The sequence below is a fragment of the Pseudomonas sp. genome (genome assembly GCF_036387035.1).
In the GTDB taxonomy this organism is placed as follows: Bacteria; Pseudomonadota; Gammaproteobacteria; order Pseudomonadales; family Pseudomonadaceae; genus Aquipseudomonas.
The window spans coordinates 1-18,884 of sequence record NZ_DASVUM010000135.1; the positions used below are offsets into that span (position 1 = coordinate 1).

At 61.3% G+C, this 18,884-nt stretch carries 11 protein-coding genes; 2 read left to right on the plus strand and 9 right to left on the minus strand.

Annotation, left to right across the window (positions count from 1 at the left end; genetic code table 11):
• The coding region (locus VF672_RS13005; protein ID WP_331104995.1) for a carbamoyltransferase at positions 1-1,736 on the minus strand (1,736 nt) is incomplete at its 3' end.
• 341 nt (positions 1,737-2,077) lie between these two features.
• Between VF672_RS13005 and VF672_RS13010 the strand changes: the two genes are divergently transcribed.
• Positions 2,078-8,098 (plus strand): membrane-targeted effector domain-containing toxin, encoded by a 6,021-nt coding sequence (locus VF672_RS13010; RefSeq protein ID WP_331104996.1) that lies wholly within the window; start codon positions 2,078-2,080, stop codon positions 8,096-8,098.
• 4 nt (positions 8,099-8,102) lie between these two features.
• Here the strand turns inward: VF672_RS13010 and VF672_RS13015 are convergent, their stop codons facing one another.
• The 8 genes from VF672_RS13015 to glnE all read right to left on the minus strand — a co-directional run bounded on the left by VF672_RS13015 (position 8,103) and on the right by glnE (position 18,405).
• Entirely contained in the window at positions 8,103-9,554 is a 1,452-nt protein-coding gene (locus tag VF672_RS13015; RefSeq protein ID WP_331104997.1) for a lipopolysaccharide kinase InaA family protein, read from the minus strand.
• A 191-nt stretch (positions 9,555-9,745) separates the two neighbouring features.
• Positions 9,746-10,501 carry a lipopolysaccharide kinase InaA family protein gene (locus VF672_RS13020; RefSeq protein ID WP_331104998.1) on the minus strand — a complete coding sequence of 252 codons (756 nt, stop codon included), beginning with the start codon at positions 10,499-10,501 and terminating at the stop codon, positions 9,746-9,748.
• Positions 10,498-11,232, minus strand: a complete 735-nt coding sequence (locus VF672_RS13025; protein ID WP_331104999.1) for a lipopolysaccharide kinase InaA family protein — start codon at positions 11,230-11,232, stop codon at positions 10,498-10,500. The genes VF672_RS13020 and VF672_RS13025 overlap by 4 nt, the downstream gene beginning before the upstream one ends.
• Positions 11,232-12,038: a lipopolysaccharide core heptose(I) kinase RfaP gene (gene rfaP / locus VF672_RS13030; RefSeq protein WP_331105000.1), complete on the minus strand. Its 807-nt coding sequence runs from the start codon at positions 12,036-12,038 to the stop codon at positions 11,232-11,234. Before rfaP ends, VF672_RS13025 begins: the two co-directional genes overlap by 1 nt.
• Positions 12,035-13,159: a glycosyltransferase family 4 protein gene (locus VF672_RS13035; protein WP_331105001.1), complete on the minus strand. Its 1,125-nt coding sequence runs from the start codon at positions 13,157-13,159 to the stop codon at positions 12,035-12,037. The genes rfaP and VF672_RS13035 overlap by 4 nt, the downstream gene beginning before the upstream one ends.
• Positions 13,159-14,223, minus strand: a complete 1,065-nt coding sequence (waaC, locus tag VF672_RS13040) for a lipopolysaccharide heptosyltransferase I (RefSeq protein ID WP_331105002.1) — start codon at positions 14,221-14,223, stop codon at positions 13,159-13,161. The genes VF672_RS13035 and waaC overlap by 1 nt, the downstream gene beginning before the upstream one ends.
• Position 14,224: 1 nt before the next feature.
• Positions 14,225-15,259, minus strand: a complete 1,035-nt coding sequence (gene waaF / locus VF672_RS13045; protein ID WP_331105003.1) for a lipopolysaccharide heptosyltransferase II — start codon at positions 15,257-15,259, stop codon at positions 14,225-14,227.
• A gap of 194 nt (positions 15,260-15,453) precedes the next feature.
• Positions 15,454-18,405: a bifunctional [glutamate--ammonia ligase]-adenylyl-L-tyrosine phosphorylase/[glutamate--ammonia-ligase] adenylyltransferase gene (glnE, locus tag VF672_RS13050; RefSeq protein ID WP_331105004.1), complete on the minus strand. Its 2,952-nt coding sequence runs from the start codon at positions 18,403-18,405 to the stop codon at positions 15,454-15,456.
• Positions 18,406-18,791: 386 nt separating this feature from the next.
• Between glnE and VF672_RS24600 the strand changes: the two genes are divergently transcribed.
• The coding region (locus tag VF672_RS24600) for a hypothetical protein (protein WP_414705602.1) at positions 18,792-18,884 on the plus strand (93 nt) is incomplete at its 3' end.

Sequence of the window (18,884 nt, forward strand, 5' to 3'; positions counted from 1 at the left end):
TCCACGCCGTCTTTGACCACCAGAATGTCTTCCATGATCAGGTACTCCAGGTCGGAGCCGAAGAACATGTTCAGCGCATCGGTAGGCGAGCAGATCATCGGCTCGCCACGACGGTTGAGCGAGGTGTTGAGCGAAACGCCGTTGCCGGTGAGGTTTTCGAGCGCTTTCATCATGTCGTAGTAACGCGGATTGTATTCGCGCTTGAGCACCTGGGCGCGGGACGTACCGTCTTCGTGGACGACTTCCGGCACACGGGTCTTCCACTCTTCCGCTACTTCGAACGTGAAGGTCATGAACGGCGCCGGGTGATCGATCTTGATCATCTGCGGGGCAACGGTGTCGAGCATCGACGGGCAGAAAGGCCTCCAGCGCTCGCGGAACTTGATCTGATGGTTGATGCGATCGGCGACGCCGGCAATGCTCGGGCAGCCAATGATCGAACGACCACCGAGGGCGCGAGGACCGAATTCCATGCGGCCCTGGAACCAGGCCACGGGGTTGCCCGCGACCATGATTTTAGCGATGCGCTCGGGGGTGTTGTCGATCTGGCGCCACGCCGGCTTGCTCGGGTGACGGGCGCAGGCGGCGATAACGTCTTCGTTGCTGTAGGACGGGCCGAGGTAGACGTGTTCCATCTTCTCGACGGGTACGCCGCGGGCGTGTGAAACGTAGGCGGCGGCACCAACGGCAGTGCCCGCATCACCCGAAGCCGGCTGCACGAACAGCTCTTTGACGTCAGGGCGAGCAATGATTTTCTGGTTTAGTTTGACGTTCAACGCGCAACCGCCGGCGAAGGCGAGCTTGCCGGTCTCTTTGAGGATGTCACCCAGATAATGGTCGATCATCTGCAACGACAGCTTCTCGAACAGCGCCTGCATGCTGGCCGCGTAATGGATGTACGGCTCATCGGCGATATCGCCTTCACGCTTGGGGCCCAGCCATTCGATCAGTTTCGGCGAGAAGTAAAAGCCTTTGCCCTTCTCTTTGTAGCGGCGCAGGCCGATCACGTTGGCGTATTCGGTGTTGATCACCAATTCGCCGTTTTCAAAGGTCGCCAGGCGCGAGAAATCGTATTTGGTCGCGTCGCCGTAAGGCGCCATGCCCATCACCTTGAACTCGCCGTCGAGCATCTCGAAACCGAGGAATTCGGTGATCGCGCCATACAGGCCGCCGAGGGAATCCGGATCGAAGAATTCCTTGATCTTGTGAATCTTGCCGTTTTCGCCATAGCCGAAGAACGTGGTCGCGTACTCGCCTTTGCCGTCGATGCCCAGAATCGCGGTTTTCTCCTGGAAGCCGGAGCAGTGATAAGCGCTGGAGGCATGGGCCAGGTGATGCTCGACGGGCTCGATCTTGATTTTTTTCGGATCGAAACCCAGTTGCTCCAGGCACCAGACGATTTTATTGCGATAGCGCTTGTAGCGGCGGTTGCCCATCAGAATCGCGTCAAGGGCACGATCCGGTGCATACCAGTAACGCTTGGCGTAATGCCAACGCGCTTCGCCGAACAGGCTGATCGGCGCGAAGGGAATGGCCACCACGTCGACGTCGGAAGGTTTGATGCCCGCTTGTTCGAGGCAGAACTTCGCTGATTCATAGGGCATGCGGTTCTTGGCATGCTTGTCGCGAACGAAACGCTCTTCTTCAGCCGCAGCAACCAACTTGCCGTCGATGTACAGGGCCGCGGAAGGATCATGGCTAAGGGCGCCGGACAGGCCAAGGATCGTCAATGCCACTAGGGTCTAGCCTCTTAAGTCTGCATGCAGGCATCACGCGCCTGACAAATAATAAGGTGTGTCTGGCGCAACGGCGGCAGACAGCTAAAGGGCGGGATTATAGCGTAATGGCTCTGGAAGTGGTCGCAGGGAATGAAGTGCGGCGCTACAACAACCCGGGCCGTTCCGCGCAGCCAGCCACTCGCTCTCTCCTTACCAGCTTGATCCCTATCACGTGCGTTAATTATTTAGCACCACACGCCCTGGCGGTCTGATTGATTGGTGGCTCGACGAATCCTCGGGCTACCCCCGGCTCTTGCGCAACCTGATTGCGCGGAGCTCACTCAGGAAGGCTACACGCCATGGAAGCATTTTTACCCACCCCGCCTGCGCTTGATCGACTTGAAACGCTGGCCACCGTACTCGACGCCGAGCTCCAGCATCTTCCCGATGCCAAGGCTTACCTTAGTACACCCCCCCACCCGTCCGGCGCCGAGCAGAAGGCGCTGTTGCACTCAGCCATCAACCGCTTCTGGGCGCACGCCAGCGCGCGCGATATTTCCCGGCGCGAGCTATGGGTGACTTGCATCGAATTGACCCGGCGCGATGATCTGCTGCTGAACATCGAAGAAGGCGAGCTGCACAGCGACTACTCACGCTGCCTGCCGGGCATGGATGCTCGGGAGCACATCGTGTTCAGTTCGCTTGAGCTTCAGCTGGACGCACAGCGTCGCATCGAATTGGCCGGCGCGATGGTTGCCACCGCCCCGCCGGGCCACACCTTGCTCTGTTTGCCCGGGCGCGCGGTTGAAGGCTTCGTGTCAAACGAAGCCATGCAGCAAGCACTCGCCCGTCGCATCAACGATCCGCACCTATGCCTGCCTCTCCTGCGCCTGATGCCAGGCAGCACGTGCGACGCCTGGCTCGAGATCTCGTCTGGCGGCGATGTATTTCTGGAAGCCTTCAGCCCTTCAGACCTTTGCCTGAAACCCATCAAGGGATCGCCTTACGATCATGTTTTTGATCGCCTGCTGGCGCAGCAGTGCGCTGACATCGACGCCCTGTTCGAGGTCGCCCATAACCTTTCGCCTCAGGCGGTTCTCTCACGGCTCGAAGACCTGCTCAACCAGCCGAAACTCTGGGGACCTGACGGCACCATCGCCGCTGCGCAGGATCGCATAGCCCACCGCATTGAACGCCGGGCGCGCCCCGACTGGCTGGAGATGGCAAGCGACGAACAGCGCCAGCGTTACGCGACCGGGCTGATAAACCATGAGCGCGCCCGCCGCGCGCTGATGAGCGTCATGGAGGGCGCCGCGTCCCCGGAGCACTTCGCACGAAGCCGTCTGCGTGCGCGACTGGCCAATGACGTGGGCATCGACCTAGATCCGGACGAGATCGTGATCAGTACAGAACGCACACAGCCGATCACCGCTGAAACCTACACCGTCAATCGGCCACTGACGCAGCTGGCGCTTTACGGTCTGCACCCTGGCGACACCGCGCCAGACTCGGCATTCCAGGCGCACAGCCGAATCACGTACAGCGGCGAGCCGCTTGCGCCTGAACATGCCGCCCTGACGCCCGCCTACCTCGCCGACGTCATCAACGGGCTGGACCTGCGAAGCCATTTCGGCCCGGCGCAACGCGAGTGCTTCGGCTCACCGACCACCCAGCGCTTGATGAGCGAAGCGATGCATCATCAGCTCGTCGCGCAGGCCCTTGAAGCAGCGCTGCAAGGCCACATCCAGCCCTCAGACCTGGCCCTGATCGAGTCACTGAATCCGGACACCGTCTCGCCGCCAAATCCTGCCGTCATCGTTGAGCAAGTCAAACTCAACGGGCATGACACCCTGAGCAGCCTGCTGCTGTTGCGCAAGCTCGACGCATCGGGTCAGCCGGACGGGCTGCTGATGTTCACTCCGGACAGCCCTCGACCCCAGCATTTTCAACGCTTCAACAACGAACGCCAGCTGCTCGCCGAGCTTGTAGGCTGGAGCAGGTCCGCGGAGCTGAGCCAGTACCTGTTGCAGCAAATCACTGCTGACAGACGATCCCACCTGGAAGACCAGCTGCGCGATTTGAGCGAAAAGCCGGCGCCGCCCCAGGACTGGATCACCTATACAACCCTCCCCGATTACAACAGCGGTTTGCGCGCGCTGGTGTCAGCGCGCATTCAGGTCACGCTCTCCGAGCAACGGCTGCACACCCCGGACTGGTTTCTCAGGGCATCTGCCGCGCAGCGTCAGCAAATGGTGGCCTTGGAGGACGCGATCGTGGCGGCAGGTGAAACCTACCAAGCTGCATCGCACACCCAGGTGACCGACTTCAACATGTACGTGCATCGGACCGCCCGCGGCAAGATCAACGTGCTGCTCGGCCTTCCGCCGGAAACGGTGGACCCTGACCTGATCATCATTCGTACTCCCCGAGAAACCGTCTCCTACACACAGATGTTGCGCGACGGGTACGACGACACGCTGGGCCTGCTCAACGCGTCCGCCGATACCAGCGCCACGTTCAGCGGCCCCGAGGGGGTCGACCTGACGCCACTGAGCCCGGAAAACGTCGCCGGCTCGGTTCGCGGTCAGTGGCTGTCCGATCAATACATCGCAATGATTCGTGGGCAACTGCTGACGCCTGCAGGCGAAGGCTATGACTGGCGCCGTCGACAGAGCCTGCTGCTGACACAACTGCAAATGCGCGCCGACGCGTTACGCAGCTTTCTGGAAGGCTACATTGACGCCTCGCAGCTGCAGTGGCTCACTCGCTCGATCCTCAACATGCATCACAGCGGCCCAGCCGAGCGCCTGCGTTACCCCATCTATTCCCTGCAGGTGCGCGTGAACGAGATGATGATCGCCTCACACACCGAGGTGATTCACGGCTGCTTCCTGCTCATGCCCCCTGACGCGAGCACGCTGGAACAGGTGCTGCTGTACACGCCGCAGGCACCGGACGGTCGACTGTTCCGCCCACTCACTACTTTCAGCAACACCCTATTGGGCGCTGGCATGGGCGATTACTACCTGAACCGCGCCCGAATAAAGGTCGGCATGCCGCTGGCATTCGCCCTGGCTGAACTGAAGAAAGGCGGCGGTCGCAAACCTGCCCTGCCGAGCGCGCCGTTCAGCGACCTGTATGACGTGTGCTTCAACCAAGTGATCGAGCGCAAGATTCACGATGTGGCAGACACCCAGGCCGGTCGCGCGAACATGCTCCGCCGGCAGGTCTGGAACGCCCTTGAGCTGATCGCGACCGCCGTCACCTTGCCGTTCCCGCCCGCCAGCTTTGCCGTCGGCATGATCATCGCGAGCGTGGATGGTTATCGTGCGCTGCAAGCCCTCCACCAGAGGGATCACGCAACCGCAAGCGCACACCTGCTCAGCGTCTGGCTGAACACAGCGGGCGCAGCGGGCGATCTGCATTCGGGGATAAAAGGGCTTGGCGGCGTATTAAAGGACCTGACCACTCACAAGGCGCTCATCGGCGATGAGGCATTGCAACCGGTCATGGTCCAAAACGAACTCTTTTGGGCCCCGCCGCACCCAACCAACACCCATGTTCCGCTGTTCCGTACTCACGCGCTGATTCCCGAGACGCTGCAGCCTACCGGCCGCTATGCCCACACCGATATCACAGGCGTCTGGAAAGCATTGCAGCAGGACAATCCGCCCGTTCTGCTCGCCGATGCCGTCGCCCACCCGCTGTATCCCGTTGATGTGTCTCTGGCTGACGCCCTCCCGCTAAACCGTCCGCATGGCCAGGGCGTCAACGTTGTGGGCGGCAACTTTTACATTTCCATGCAGGGCCAGACGTATCAGGTCCAGTTCGATGCCCGCCTGGCCACGTGGCAGATCGTCGATCCGCGCAACCCGTTCGCCTTTTTTGGCAGGCAATCGGTACGCCTCGACCGTCAGGGGCAGTGGCAACTGCTTGAGCCTGCCGGGCTGCGCGGCGGGGTTCTGCCGGTGTTCCGTCGGCTGGATGAAACGCCAGCAGGCCCCGCCACAGCGGTGGGCGATTTGAGCGATTACGAAATGCCGGAATCGCTGCAGCCTTACGTTTTCGGCATTGTCAGCCCGCGGCAGGTTGAACGCTTTGACGAAGGTCCATTTGGCATGCACGAGTTTTTCGAAGACGTGTTCAAGGCAGGCCGTTCGACCTATCAGACCCTGCGGCAGAACTTGTACCGCGATGCGAAGGCGTTCTTCGAACATCCGCCCCTTCCGGGTAAGCCCCAGTTGCCGGTGCTGGCCGATGATGTAACGACACAGGCCTTTTTTGAAGCAGCGCTGGAGAGGTCGAGCGGTCTGGTGATTGGCGAAGCGCCGACATCGATCGCCAGCAAGCAGTTGCTGATCGACAACATGCCGTGGCTGGCAGAGCGCAAGGTCGAGGTGCTGTACATGGAGCACCTGCAGACCGATCAGCACACGCACAAGCTGCAAAAGTACAAAGCGCTCGGCAACAAGACCCGCAGCGGGTCCCATATGCTCAAGCACTACCTGGAGACGGTGAACGAGGGCGCGCTCAAAAACGGCAGCGATAAGTACGATTACTACCACCTGATCAAAGCGGCCCACCGACACGGCATCGAGGTTCGGCCGTTCAGTTCTTCAGTCAGTTATGACTATGCCGACAACGAAGTGGCGACCGCCATTGGCGACTCACTCGCGCAGCAAAAAATGGCGGTTTACTTCGGTAACAAAGTCATCAGTGCTGACGTACAGACGCGCCCGGCCAGACGCTGGATCGCCCTGCTCGACCACCGGACCGCCAATACCTGGCAGCAACAGCCCGGCATCAGTGATCTGCAGGGCGTGCTCAGTCTGCGCGTTGAGGACACACCGTTTGGCGCGCCGATTCAGATTTCAGCGGACAGTGAAGCGGTGATCAGCAGCGCGGCGTCGCGCGCCGACTTCAAAGTACGGATCGGCAGCCCGAACCTCGCCAATGTCGCTGGCGCATCGTCGCCTGCCAGCCCATCCGGTACCTCGCTGGACGACGCACTGTACGGCTTCTTTGAACGACGCTCGCCCATGACCTGGGGCCTGGACCCTAACCGCCGCGCCATCGTTTCCCACCGCAGCAGTGAAGTAAACCCTTACATCGGCGAACACGGTTTTGAATGGAGTCCGGCCGGTTACTGGACCCGCGCCGATGCCGCCGCGTGGAGCAACGACTACCCGCTGGGCGCCATTCAACAATCGCTGATCGACAACCGCTATCAGATCCCTGCCGACATGCGGAGCATCTTTCATGACCTCGCCCACTTCCGCCACCGAGGCCTGAACGCCGATTACTTCTTTGTCGAAAGTCATCTGGTGAACGTGCGTGAGCAGTTCTTTGAACTCGCGAGCACGTTGCAGGAAGACGCGCGCTCGGTCCTCACGCTCGCCGTGCCCGAGCGGGTGATGCTGCCTGAGGCGAAAGCCGACACACCGTTGAGCATGTTCATCGAAGAGTTGTACGAAAACACCACGGCAGTGGTCATCGGCGAGTCCCATTCTGCGATCGCCAGCAAGCGCTTCATTCTCGACAACATGGAACATCTGGCGCGCCAGGACGTGAAGACGCTGTACATGGAGCACTTGTTGACCGATCTCCATCAGGCCGATCTGGACCGATTTGCCGAAACCGGACTGATGAGCAAACGTCTGCTGCATGACCTAAAGCGCATGGACAGAACATTTCAGACCGACCCCACCGGCGTCTACTCCTTCGAAAGGCTGGTGGTCCAGGCCAAGCGGCACGGCATTGAAATCCGCGCGATCGATTGCGCTGCCAGTTACTTCATTCGCAATCTGCCTGCCCACTCCAACACCACGCGCCAGCAGGTGTTCAGTTATTTCGCGTCTCGTACGATACGCAAGCATCAAGAGGTGATGGGTGCCCACAAGTGGATCGCGCTGGTAGGTGAAACCCATGCCAACACCTTCAGAAACAGCGTGCCGGGCATCGCTGAGCTGGAACAGGGGATTGGCGTGCGCGTGATGGACGTGGCGCCGGGCCAAGGCTCCGGCATCATGGTTGATCCGGGGGAACAGGTACCGGCGGGGTTGGGTCAAGAGTCAGTGCTGCTGAAGAACGATTTCCGCGTCCAGATCGAAGTGCCCAAGCGCCCTCAACTGGCTATTCCTGTCTCCGACAGACTGGGCAATCCAGGCATGTTTCTGCTCGACGAGGCCGACCCCTTGCAGCCGATCATCGTGCATCGCTCAAGAGACCGCACCCTCAAGCACACGCCGGTGCGGTTCAACCGTGCAGGCAAAGCTTATGTGGAGCGCGAGTCATGGCTGGGGGTTCATCGTCAGCCGTTCGACAATGTGCAGGCACTGGTCGACGCTCTGGTTGCAATGAACCTGAAACACGTGAGCTGACCCTTCAGCCCTGCGTTGCAGAGGCGCTCGGAATGCGCTGCTCCAGGACTTGGTGCAGCGCGCTGTCGGCCGGCCAGTTGCGCATGAACCGTGCGCGGTCCCTGACGAACGCTGCCGCGAACGAGGCCTGGGAGGCGTGCTGACACATCGCGTCCAGGTCGATCAAGGACCAGCGATCGTTGTGCCAGAACACGTTGTGGCCTTTGAGATCGCCATGGCTGATGCGCTCGCGGATCAACTGCGCAAACAGCACATCCAGCGCCTGCAATTCGGCTTCAGGCGCATCCCCGGACGCGACATAGGGCGCAAAGCGCTCGATGATGTCAGGGCCCGGCAGAAACTCGGTCACCAGATAAGCCTCGCGCCGCAGCCATAAAAAGCGTGTTTCCAGCAGCGCCAGCGGTAGGGGCGTCGCGATACCGAGAAACCGCAGTCGGTTGCCCTCGCGCCACGAGTGCCAGGCGCGCGACGGGCGCCAGAAGCGCTTGAGCCAGTGCGCCAGGTTCTTGATGTTGTAGCGCTTGATCACCAACTCACGGCCGGCAACGTCAACTTTGGCGACGCTGGCCGCACCACCGGTCTTGTACAGATGACCCCCGTCCACCAGCGCGTCGGCCTGATCCAGCACCGGCAGCATCGCGGCGACCTCTTCGCGACGAATGGCGCGCAGGGCAAAGGGACCGTCGTCGACGCTGAACAGGCTGCATTCACGGCCGATCTTGATCAGGTAATCCCGCAAACGCCAACTGCGCACCTTGTCGATCTGCTTTTGCAGCGCCTCGACGGGCAAGCCGTGCTCGCCATTGCTCAGCAGGTAATAAACGAGTAATTCCTCGGTGAACGGCTCCAGTGACTTCGGCAACTGGGCAAAGAAAACGCCAAGATTCTCGAGCACCTTCTGCCGAGACAGCGGCTTGCCCGCTTCCTCGACGCGGATGCCCGCGCCGTCAATCAAATACAGCGTGGAGCCCTGACGCAGGAGGTTGTCGAGGTGCAGGTCTTCCTGCCACAGGCCTTTGGCGTGCATCTGACCCACGGCGGCCAGGGCCTCACCAAGCACCGACTGTTGCTCATCGGCGAGCGGCGGCAGGTTTTCCACCGACTTCCAGGCATCGCCCAGGCTTTGCGCCCGATCCAGAAACTCGAACAGCAGCCAGCCGCCCTCGCCTTCCTGCAGCCCGTCGGCCAGCAGAAGAGGCGTGGGCAAACCCTGCTTCGCCAGGGCCTGTACGCCAGCGCGTTCACGCTGGAAATGCCGAGGGGCCTTCGGACCCACCAGCAACTTGGCCAGCACCGTTCGGCCGCGCCAGATACCGGCGCCGACGTAACGTTGGCCGGGCAGGACCCGCAGCAGGCTGAGCAATTGCAGCTCGGCAGGACCGGCTGCATCCTCCAACGCGATGCTCATCGGCAGCGCCGGGGTGCGACCGGCGTTTTTCAGTTCAGACAAACGCATCGGCGCCCTCTTTTATCAAGCCAGATCCAGATCGCAGACCTGACAGGCAATAAGTGTGCTGTAGGAGCCGGCTTGCTGGCGAACGCAACTCACCGGTCCCACACCGTCGCCCGACACCCCGCATTCGCCAGCACGCCGGCTCCTACAGGTTTGCGCAGGACGATGATTAATCAAGCGTCAAAACATTTTGCCTACCGATCCCGGCGCTTGTGGCTGCCGCGCCTGGCGACACGCTGCCACCAGGCGTCAACCAGCCCGCTGTCGGTCGGCGCTTGCAGGTACGCCGCCAGCAGTTCGCGGATATCCGTTTCCTGCCAGACCGGTGCGCGGCGCAGCAAAGGCTCGATGTCTTTGACTCGGTCGCGCTGGCCGAAGATCGACTTGCGGGTTTTCTCGAGGTCGATCAGTTGCGCCAGATACTCACCGCCGCGGGCCTTCATGAAAATATGCTTGGGGTAAAAACAGCCATGCACCTGACCGGCCTTGTGCAGCGTGCGCGCCAATTGACCGCATGCGTGCAGAATCGCCAGACGTTCGGTGGCGGGCCGCTCGTGCCAGTCCTGCAACAGCGTGTCCAGATCCGTCCAGCCATCCAGCGCGCGGGTCATCAGGATCGCACGGCGCTCGCCGTCGACTTTCCTGTCTGCGTAAAACACCGCTTGCAGCGCCGGGATGCCCAGCTTCTGATACAGGCTGATGTTACGAAACTCCCGCGAGAACGAAGGCTCGCCGAACGGGTGATGCAAGGTGTGGGTCAGGTAGTTGCTCTGGCGCTTGAGGTAATAACCGGAGCCTTCCAGCTCCAGGCGAAACACACTGCTCCAGCCACCGCGACCGGTGTTGGGTTCATCCACCGCATCGAGCTCCACGTTCCACAACGCATCGAAGTCCGCCAGACCGTGCCGCTCGAGCAGCCTGCGGTCGGCGTCAGCAATGAACACACTCATTCGCGGCCCTCAAAAAAACTGACGATGTGGCGGATGCGCTTTTTATCCGAATCGTTCAAGCGTTGGCGACCACGGTATTGCAGATAGAAACGCAAGCGCTGGGTCGCCGACAGGTGATATTTGGCGACCTTGTCCAGACACGCGAGATCTTTGGTGATCCGGTAGCGCAGCATGAAGCTGACCCAGAACGCGCCGTTGGGGCAGTCGATCAGAAACACCGTCGACTGATCGTCCACCAGCAGGTTGCGCCACTTCAGATCGTTATGGGTGAAGTGATGGTCGTGCATGGTTCGGGTATAGCGAGCGACCTGCTGGCTGACACCATTGACCCAGGAACGGCTGTCGAGGCGTCTGTCGTTGACGCGCGCCAGCTCGGACAGGTCTTCGGTGCGCGGCAGTTCGCGGGTGATCAACGCGCCGCGATCGTACGCAGCGCCATTGCGCTCCAGCCCCCAGGCCACGACTTCTGCTGTGGGGATGCCCCATTTGGCGAAGCGCTTGAGGTTCTGCCATTCGGACTTGACGCGCGGCCGCCCCAGGTAGCGACGCAAACCCTTGCCCGCCGCCACGTAACGCTTGACGTAGTAGTTCACGCCATCGCGTTCGACGCGGATGACTTCGGACAGCGGATCGCGGGTCAGACGCTCCCCCTTAAGGGCAAAAACCGCGTCGAGCGTGCCGAAGTCGTCCGTTAGCGCGGCGTAACCAGGCTCGAGGTTCCAACCCGCCATCAGAGCGCGTCCCCATAACGTAACTTGCGCTGATAAAGCTTTTCCGCCTTGCCTTCCAGCCAGCTCAACAACGCTGACTCCTGAGCCAGGATCTGACGCAGCGGTTGCTGGAAGTAGCCCTTGAGAAACCGCAATTTGTCGCGCCGGGTCAGGCCAATGTCCATCGCCGAGAAATACAGCGCGGCCAGGTCCTTGTTGCGCCAGCGCTGGGTGATCGCCGGGCGTGTCTGGGCGCGGTGCAGGTCGATCACCGACAGCTTGAAGTCATCGGGCGTGACCGGTGTGTCGGTGTGCAGCAGAAAATGACAGATATAGCAGTCGCGGTGATTGACCCCGGCGCGGTGCATCATCCCGACCAGCCGCGCCACTTCGGCGATGTACGCGCGCTTCATGCGTGGCTCGGGCGGCTCGGTGCGCCAGTTGAGGCTGACGTCTTCCAGGCTCTCGGTCGGCGCCAGCTCTTCAGTGATGATGAATGAATGCTGCATGGCCGGGTTGTTGCCACGCTCGCCATAAGCCACGGCGGTCATGGTCGGGACACCGACTTCGTGAAGACGATTGACCGCGTCCCACTCCTGACCGGCGCCAAGCACAGGCAATTTGGCAGTCAGCAGATTCTTCGCCACTTCACCCCAGCCGATGCCGCGATGGATCTTGACGAAATAACCGCGTCCGTCGACCTCGGTGCGCAACGTGCGCCGGTTTTCGAGTTCGCGATAAACCTGGCCTTCCAGCGCCTCAACGGCCTCGAAGGCGTCGCGCCCGGCCCAGAGGCTCTTGAAGGGTTCAGCAAGGATCAGTTTCATCCGTGGTGCTCCGCCAGAATCACATCCGCAGCGTGCTGCGGCATGCTGTAAAGATCAGCCGTGTCGGCGAATGTCAGCCCGTTGCGGCTCCAGGTACTGCGCACGGCGTCGTCCTTGAGCATGCGGGCCAGGTACTGATTGAGCTGGTTCTGTTCAAACGGCTCATCGAGCACCAGACCGCTGTCGGCTTCGGCGATGTAATGGGCGTACCCGCACACCGCGCTGACCAGCACCGGAAGTCCTGCCACCAGCGCTTCAAGCAGCACGGTGCCGGTGTTTTCGTTGTATGCCGGATGTATCAACAGGTCGGCGCCCAGCAGAAAACGCGGAATGTCGCTGCGCCCTTTCATGAAGGTCACGTGATCGCCCAGGCCCAGCGTCGTGCTTTGTAGCTGGAATACCTTGGGGTCGTCCTGCCCGATTACAAACAGTCGCGTGCGTTTTTTCAAATCCGGGGGCAGCGCCGCGAGTGCCTTGAGGCTGCGATCAACGCCCTTGGTCTTGAAGCCTGAGCCAATCTGCACGAGCAGCAGGTCATCGTCGGCAAGCTTGAATTCACGGCGGAATTCAGCGCGGATTTCGGCGGCGTTGGCGGGCGCGCGACGGTCCTGGGAGATCCCCGGCGGCAGCAGATGAAAGCGCTCCAGCGGCGTGCCGTAGTGCTTGATGAACAGCGGCTGCTGCACTTCGGAAATCATCAGCACTTCAGTCTTCGCGTCTTTGGCGAACACCGCGCGCTCGTAATCGGCGAAGTGACGGTAGCGGCCCCAATACTTGTACAGGCTATGGCGCAGGTTCTGCGCCTTGTCTTCGTAGCAACCGTCGGCGGCATAGTAAACGTCCAGCCCGGGCATTTTGTTGAAGCCGATCAACCGGTCGACAGGACGCTTGGCCAGGTCGGCATTCATCCAGTCAGTGAGCTTTTCGTTGCGGCGATGATTGAAGATCGCCTTTACCGGCGCCACCAGCACTTCGAAGCCGGGCGGCACGTCGCCTTCCCAGATCAGCGTGTACACACGGATTTGATGGCCGCGTTGCTGACACTCCAGGGCGATGCGCATGAAGTCACGCTGCAGGCCACCAAAGGGAAAATATTTATAAAGCACGAATGCCAGTTGCATCAGGGATGTTCCTTTGCCAGCAATAGCGCGCCCAACTGGCTCGCTACCCGCTCGGGATTCAGGCGAGTAAAGCACATGGGCCACTCGCGTTCGGTATCGACCTGACGCTGGTCTTCAGGCGTCGGCCGATAGGTGCATTTCTTCTGCAGGCAAGGCGCGCAGGCGGGGTAATCGGCCGCCAGATGAACCTGCGACCGACCGTACGCACCGGTAAGGCCCGGATTGGTAGGGCCGAACAGCGACAGCGTCGGCACGTCCAGCGCTGCGGCCAGATGACCGAGTCCGGTGTCTACCGCGACGCAGCCACGAGCGCCGGCCAGCACCCGGGCAACGCCTGCCAGATTGAGTTTGGGCAACACGACGGCATTATCAAGGCCATCGGCAAGGCGCTCGGCCCGGGCTTTCTCGACCGGATTGCCCCAGGGTAGCCGCACCTCAAAGCCCTGACCGATCATGCGTTCGGCCAGTTGGCGCCAATACAGCTCGGGCCAATGCTTGCTGTCCCACGTGGTGCCGTGCAGAAACAGCACGAATGGCGCGTCCTCCGTGGCGGTGAGCAACCGGCTGCGGTCAAGGCCGTAATCGCCCAAACCGGCTGGCACGGCATAGCCAAGGGCCTGCGCGAACAACTGACGCAAGCGCTCGACGGCATGCTGGCCACGGGCGACGGCATAGGGCTGATTGTAAAAGCGGCCCGCCAGGGGCTCGCGTGCGGAATTTTTGTCCAGACCAGCGACGGGCGCGTTGACGTAGCGGGTCAGCCAGGCGCTCTTCAGCAGGCCTTGTGCGTCGATCACCAGATCGTAGCGGGTGTCACGCAGACGCCGCTTGAACTGGCGCCATTCACCGTTCTTGAGTGTCTGCCAGAGGTGCTTGCGCCAGCGGCGAATCGCTACCGGAATCACGTTCGCCACCGCCGGATGCCAGGTCGGGATCTCGGCAAAGCCTTCTTCCACCACCCAATCGAACTGGATGCCCGGCAACGCGCGCATGGCATCGGTCAGCGCAGGCAAGGTGTGAATCACATCACCCAGAGACGAGGTTTTGATCAACAGTACCCGCAACTCAGGCGACCTCGACCGGGCTGGCGCCGAGGCGGCCCAGGGCTTGAATCACCGAGTCCGGCTCGAGCAGGCGCAGGCAGTTGTAATGGCCAAAGCGGCAGGTGCGATCAAAGCACGGGCTGCATTCGATGCCCAGACGCACGACCTCGACTTCATCGGCCAGCGGCGGCGTGAAGCCCGGCGAGGTCGAGCCGTACACCGCCACCAGCGGGCGATTGAGCGCGGCAGCCACGTGCATCAGCCCGGAATCGTTGGAGACCACGGCGTCCGCGCATGACAGCAGATCAATGGCTTCAGCCAGTGACGTGTCGCCACTGAGGTTCATGGACTCTTCGCGCAACCCCGGAATCAGCCGCTCGCGAATGCTCTCGCCCACCGCATGGTCGTTCTTTGAGCCGAACAGCCACACCTGCCAGCCTTCACGAATCTTCGCTTCGGCAACTTTGCCGTAATGCTCGGAAGGCCAGCGCTTGGATTCGCCGAACTCGGCGCCCGGGCACAGCGCGAGCACAGGTCGGTCAAGGCTCAGGCCGAACTTGGCCAATGCTGCATCGCGGCTGGTCGTTTCGATTTGCAGGCTGGGTTTCGGATACGGGCGAGGCAGCTCGGCGTCCTTGTCGTACGCCAGCGCCATGAAGCGCTCGATCATCAGCGGGTAACGCTGCTTGTCGAGGGTGCGAACGTCGTTGAGCAGGCCGTAGCGAAACTCGCCACGCCAGCCAGTGCGCTTGGGAATGCCGGCGAAGAAAGGCACCAGCGCCGACTTCAGCGAGTTGGGCAGCAGAATCGCCTGGTCGTACTGGCCCTTGAGAGACCTGCCGATGCGCCGGCGCGTGGCCAGTTCCAGCGCGCCATGGCCGAGCGGGAAGCTCAATGCCTTGCGCACTTGGGGCATGCGCTCAAGGATCGGCCGGCTCCACTCGGGCGCCAGCACATCGATTTCGCACTGTGGGTGACGCTGTTTCAGGCACTGGAACAGCGTCTGCGCCATCACCATGTCACCGACCCAGCTGGGCCCTACGATCAGAATTCTCATGCTCATCCAAAAACGACCAGAAACGAGCAGGGAGGCCCATCAGACTGCGTGATGCTTGCACACACAGCCTGACGCCTCCCTGTCATAGCTTATTGAGATCCGTTAGATCCGGACCCTCACTGTTTTGTAGACACCTTCACGAGCAAGACATCGGTCCTGCTGCCATTTAACGTGACAGCAATCCGGCACGACACTCAACTCAACCCCAACTGTCCCCAGATCCGCATCACTTCGCGCCGCTCGGTGGCGAACTGGTCGCCAGCCACCACACCCGGATCCTTCTGCAACGCCTGTCGGTGCGCGGCCGAGCGGTAGGCCTTGTACGCTTCACGCAACAGACCGGCATCGGCGGCGGCCATCAGGCCCGCTGTTTCAAGACCTTCGAGAATACGGATGTTATCGGTGTAACGAAGCAGCGCGGGATGCTCTCTGGACCACGCCAGGGCCGCGTATTGCACCATAAATTCAATATCGACGATACCTCCGGCATCCTGCTTGAGGTCGAACCGCGCCGTCGGTTCAAACGCATTTGCGCCTTTGCCTGCCGCCGTTGCGCGGGTGCCGAGGTTGTCGCGCATCTTGGCGCGCATCTCGCTGACCTCCTGACGCAGCGTGTTCAAGTCACGCTCGCGCCCCAGCACCGAAGCGCGCACGGCCTCGAACTGCCTGCCCACATCAGTGCTGCCCACCAGCACCCGGGCACGCACCAATGCCTGATGCTCCCACGTCCAGGCCTCGTTCTCCTGATAGCGGGAAAACGCACCGAGCGAGCTCACCAGCAAACCCGACGCGCCAGACGGACGCAGGCGCATGTCGACTTCGTACAGTTGCCCCGAGTTGGTGTGGGTGGTGATCAGGTGGATGATCCGCTGGCCGAGCCGGGTGAAGAACTGCGCGCCATCAATCGGTTTGGCGCCGTCGGTTTCAGCCTGCGGATCGCCATCGTGGATGAACACCAGATCCAGATCCGAACCGTGACCCAACTCGATGCCGCCGACTTTGCCGTAGCCGACGATGACGAAGCCGGGGTCGCACAACGTGCCATCCGGCCGGCGCGGCGCACCATGACGGGCGACGGTGTGGCGCCAGGCGAGCGCCAGCACTTGCTCCAGAATCGCCTCGGCCAGCCAGGTCAGGTAATCGCTGACCTTCATCAGCGGCAGGCTGCCGGTGATTTCCGACGCGGCCACGCGCAGGCGGTGCGCCAGCTTGAAATGCCGCAACGCTTCCATTTGCTGTTCGAGGTCGTCCTCGGGAATCCGCGTCAGACGCTCGCGCAGCTCCGCAGCGAGCTCCAGCGCCTGGGGCGGACTGAACAGACGACCTTCGTTAAGCAGCTCATCGAGCAGCAACGGAAAACGGGCGATCTGCTCGGCGATCCACGGACTGGCCGCGCACAGGGTCAACAATCGGCGCAGCGCACCGGGGTTCTCGGTGAGTAACACCAGATAAGCCGAGCGACGCGCGACGGCCTCAACCAGCGGCAGCACCCGCTCCAGGACCAGATCGGGATCAGCGTGCTCCACCGCTTGAGCAAGCAGGCGCGGAATAAAGGCATCGAGCCGCTCGCGCCCCAGACGCTGCATCGAGCGAAGCTGCGAGCTGTTGCGCAGGTCGCTCAGGTGTTTCAGCGCCTTGGGCGCGTCGGCGAATCCGCCCTCCTGCAACTGCAGACAGGCGTTTTCTTCGTTTTGCGACTCTTCCCACAACGGCAGCCACTCGCCACCGACTATTTCTTCGCCATTTTCCTGCTGACCTTCGTCCTCGTCAGGGTCGGCGATCACCTGCTGGAAGTGCCACTTGACCAGTTCACGCCAGTCCATCAGTTGCTCATGGAAGCTGGCCCAATCGGCAAATCCCATCATGAAAGCAATACGCGCCTGATCCTGAGGGTCGTTGGGGAGCATTTGCGTTTGCCGGTCGGCAATCGCCTGAATGGCGTGCTCGGTGTAGCGCAGGAACTGATAGCCCTCTCGCAGATCATCAATGACCGCAGCGGGCAAATAGCCTTGGTCCTCAAGGGTTTTCAGCACCTTGAGCAACGGCCGCTGCTGAAGACTTAAATCGCGACCGCCGTGAATCAGCTGAAACGCCTGAGCGATGAACTCCACCTCGCGGATGCCACCGGCCCCCAGCTTGATGTTATCGGCCATGCCCTTGCGACGGACTTCCTGCTGGATCAGCTGCTTCATGGTGCGCAGCGCTTCAATGGCCGAGAAGTCCAGATAACGGCGGTAGACAAACGGCCGGAGCATGTCGAGCAGCTCGCTGCCCTTCTCTTTGTCACCGCCCACCACCCGCGCCTTGATCATGGCGTAGCGCTCCCAGTCACGGCCCTGGTCCTGGTAGTACTGCTCCAGCGCGTTGAAACTGAGCACCAATGCACCGGAAGACCCATATGGCCGCAGTCGCATGTCGACGCGAAAGACAAAGCCATCGACCGTGACCGGGTCCAGCGCCTTGATCAGGCGCTGACCGAGTCGGATGAAGAATTCCTGATTGTCCAGCGGGCGTTTGACGCCCTGGGTTTCGCCACCTTCGGGGTAGGCAAAGATAAGATCGATATCGGATGACAGGTTCAACTCGACGGCGCCCAGCTTGCCCATGCCGAGGATGACCATCTGCTGCGCCTCTCCGGTCCGACGGCCGGTCGGCGTGCCGAATTGCTGGCAATGCCGTTCGTAGAGCCACTTGTAAGCCAGATCGATGCAGCCATCCGCCATGTCCGAGAGATCGCGGCAGGTTTCTACCAGATCCGCTTGCCGGGTCAGATCCCGCCAGATAATTCGCACTTGCTGGCGCGTGCGTTGACGACGTAGATTACGCCCCAGCTCATCGTCGCTGGCAGCCTGAATGACTGCATCGGCAATCTGCCCAAGCAGCTCGCCGGGCGCAAAACTGCGCTCCAGCTCACCGGTTTCGGCGAGATCAAGCAGCATCAGCGGATCGCGTGAAACCTGATCGGCGACAAAATCGCTGGCGGCACATACGCGGTCAAACGCTAACAGCCGCGCCTCGGGCCAGGCCTGAAAAAGCTGCCTGGCGTCATCTGTCAGGGAATCGAGAGCGGTGCGCCAGGACTGGCGTGCGCGGCTGACGAGCGGCAGAAGGACAGCTGGCAGCTCGGCCAGCAGGGGAAGGCTCATGGTCTATCCTTGATCGGCGTTCAAAGGGCAGCCTCGCTGTGGCGGTGATACACACGCAACGCATGGACTGTCGAACAAAGGTTAAAAATTGCTAACGACCTGCGATTGCTGGTTGCCAGCACGACCAATCCGACGACTCGTCAGATTTTTACACCGAGAACATCGCTTTATCGGACACTGCACCACGAGCGAAGACCTCGCTCTGATGTAGTTTTACTACTGTATATACAAGTCGAAAAGCTGAATTAGCCCGAGATTTGTAGTAAAACTACAGAACACCGGGAACCCATCCGGTTCATCCAAGAATTTACATCGTCTGCCCACAAGGCCAGTCGCAACAAACTCAGGCAACCGATTCTGGAAGCCTTTCCGCCCTGGAGCAAGCCATGCAAGACCTCGATCCCGTCGAAACCCAGGAATGGCTGGACGCCCTGGAATCGGTTCTCGACAAAGAAGGCGAAGACCGTGCTCACTACCTG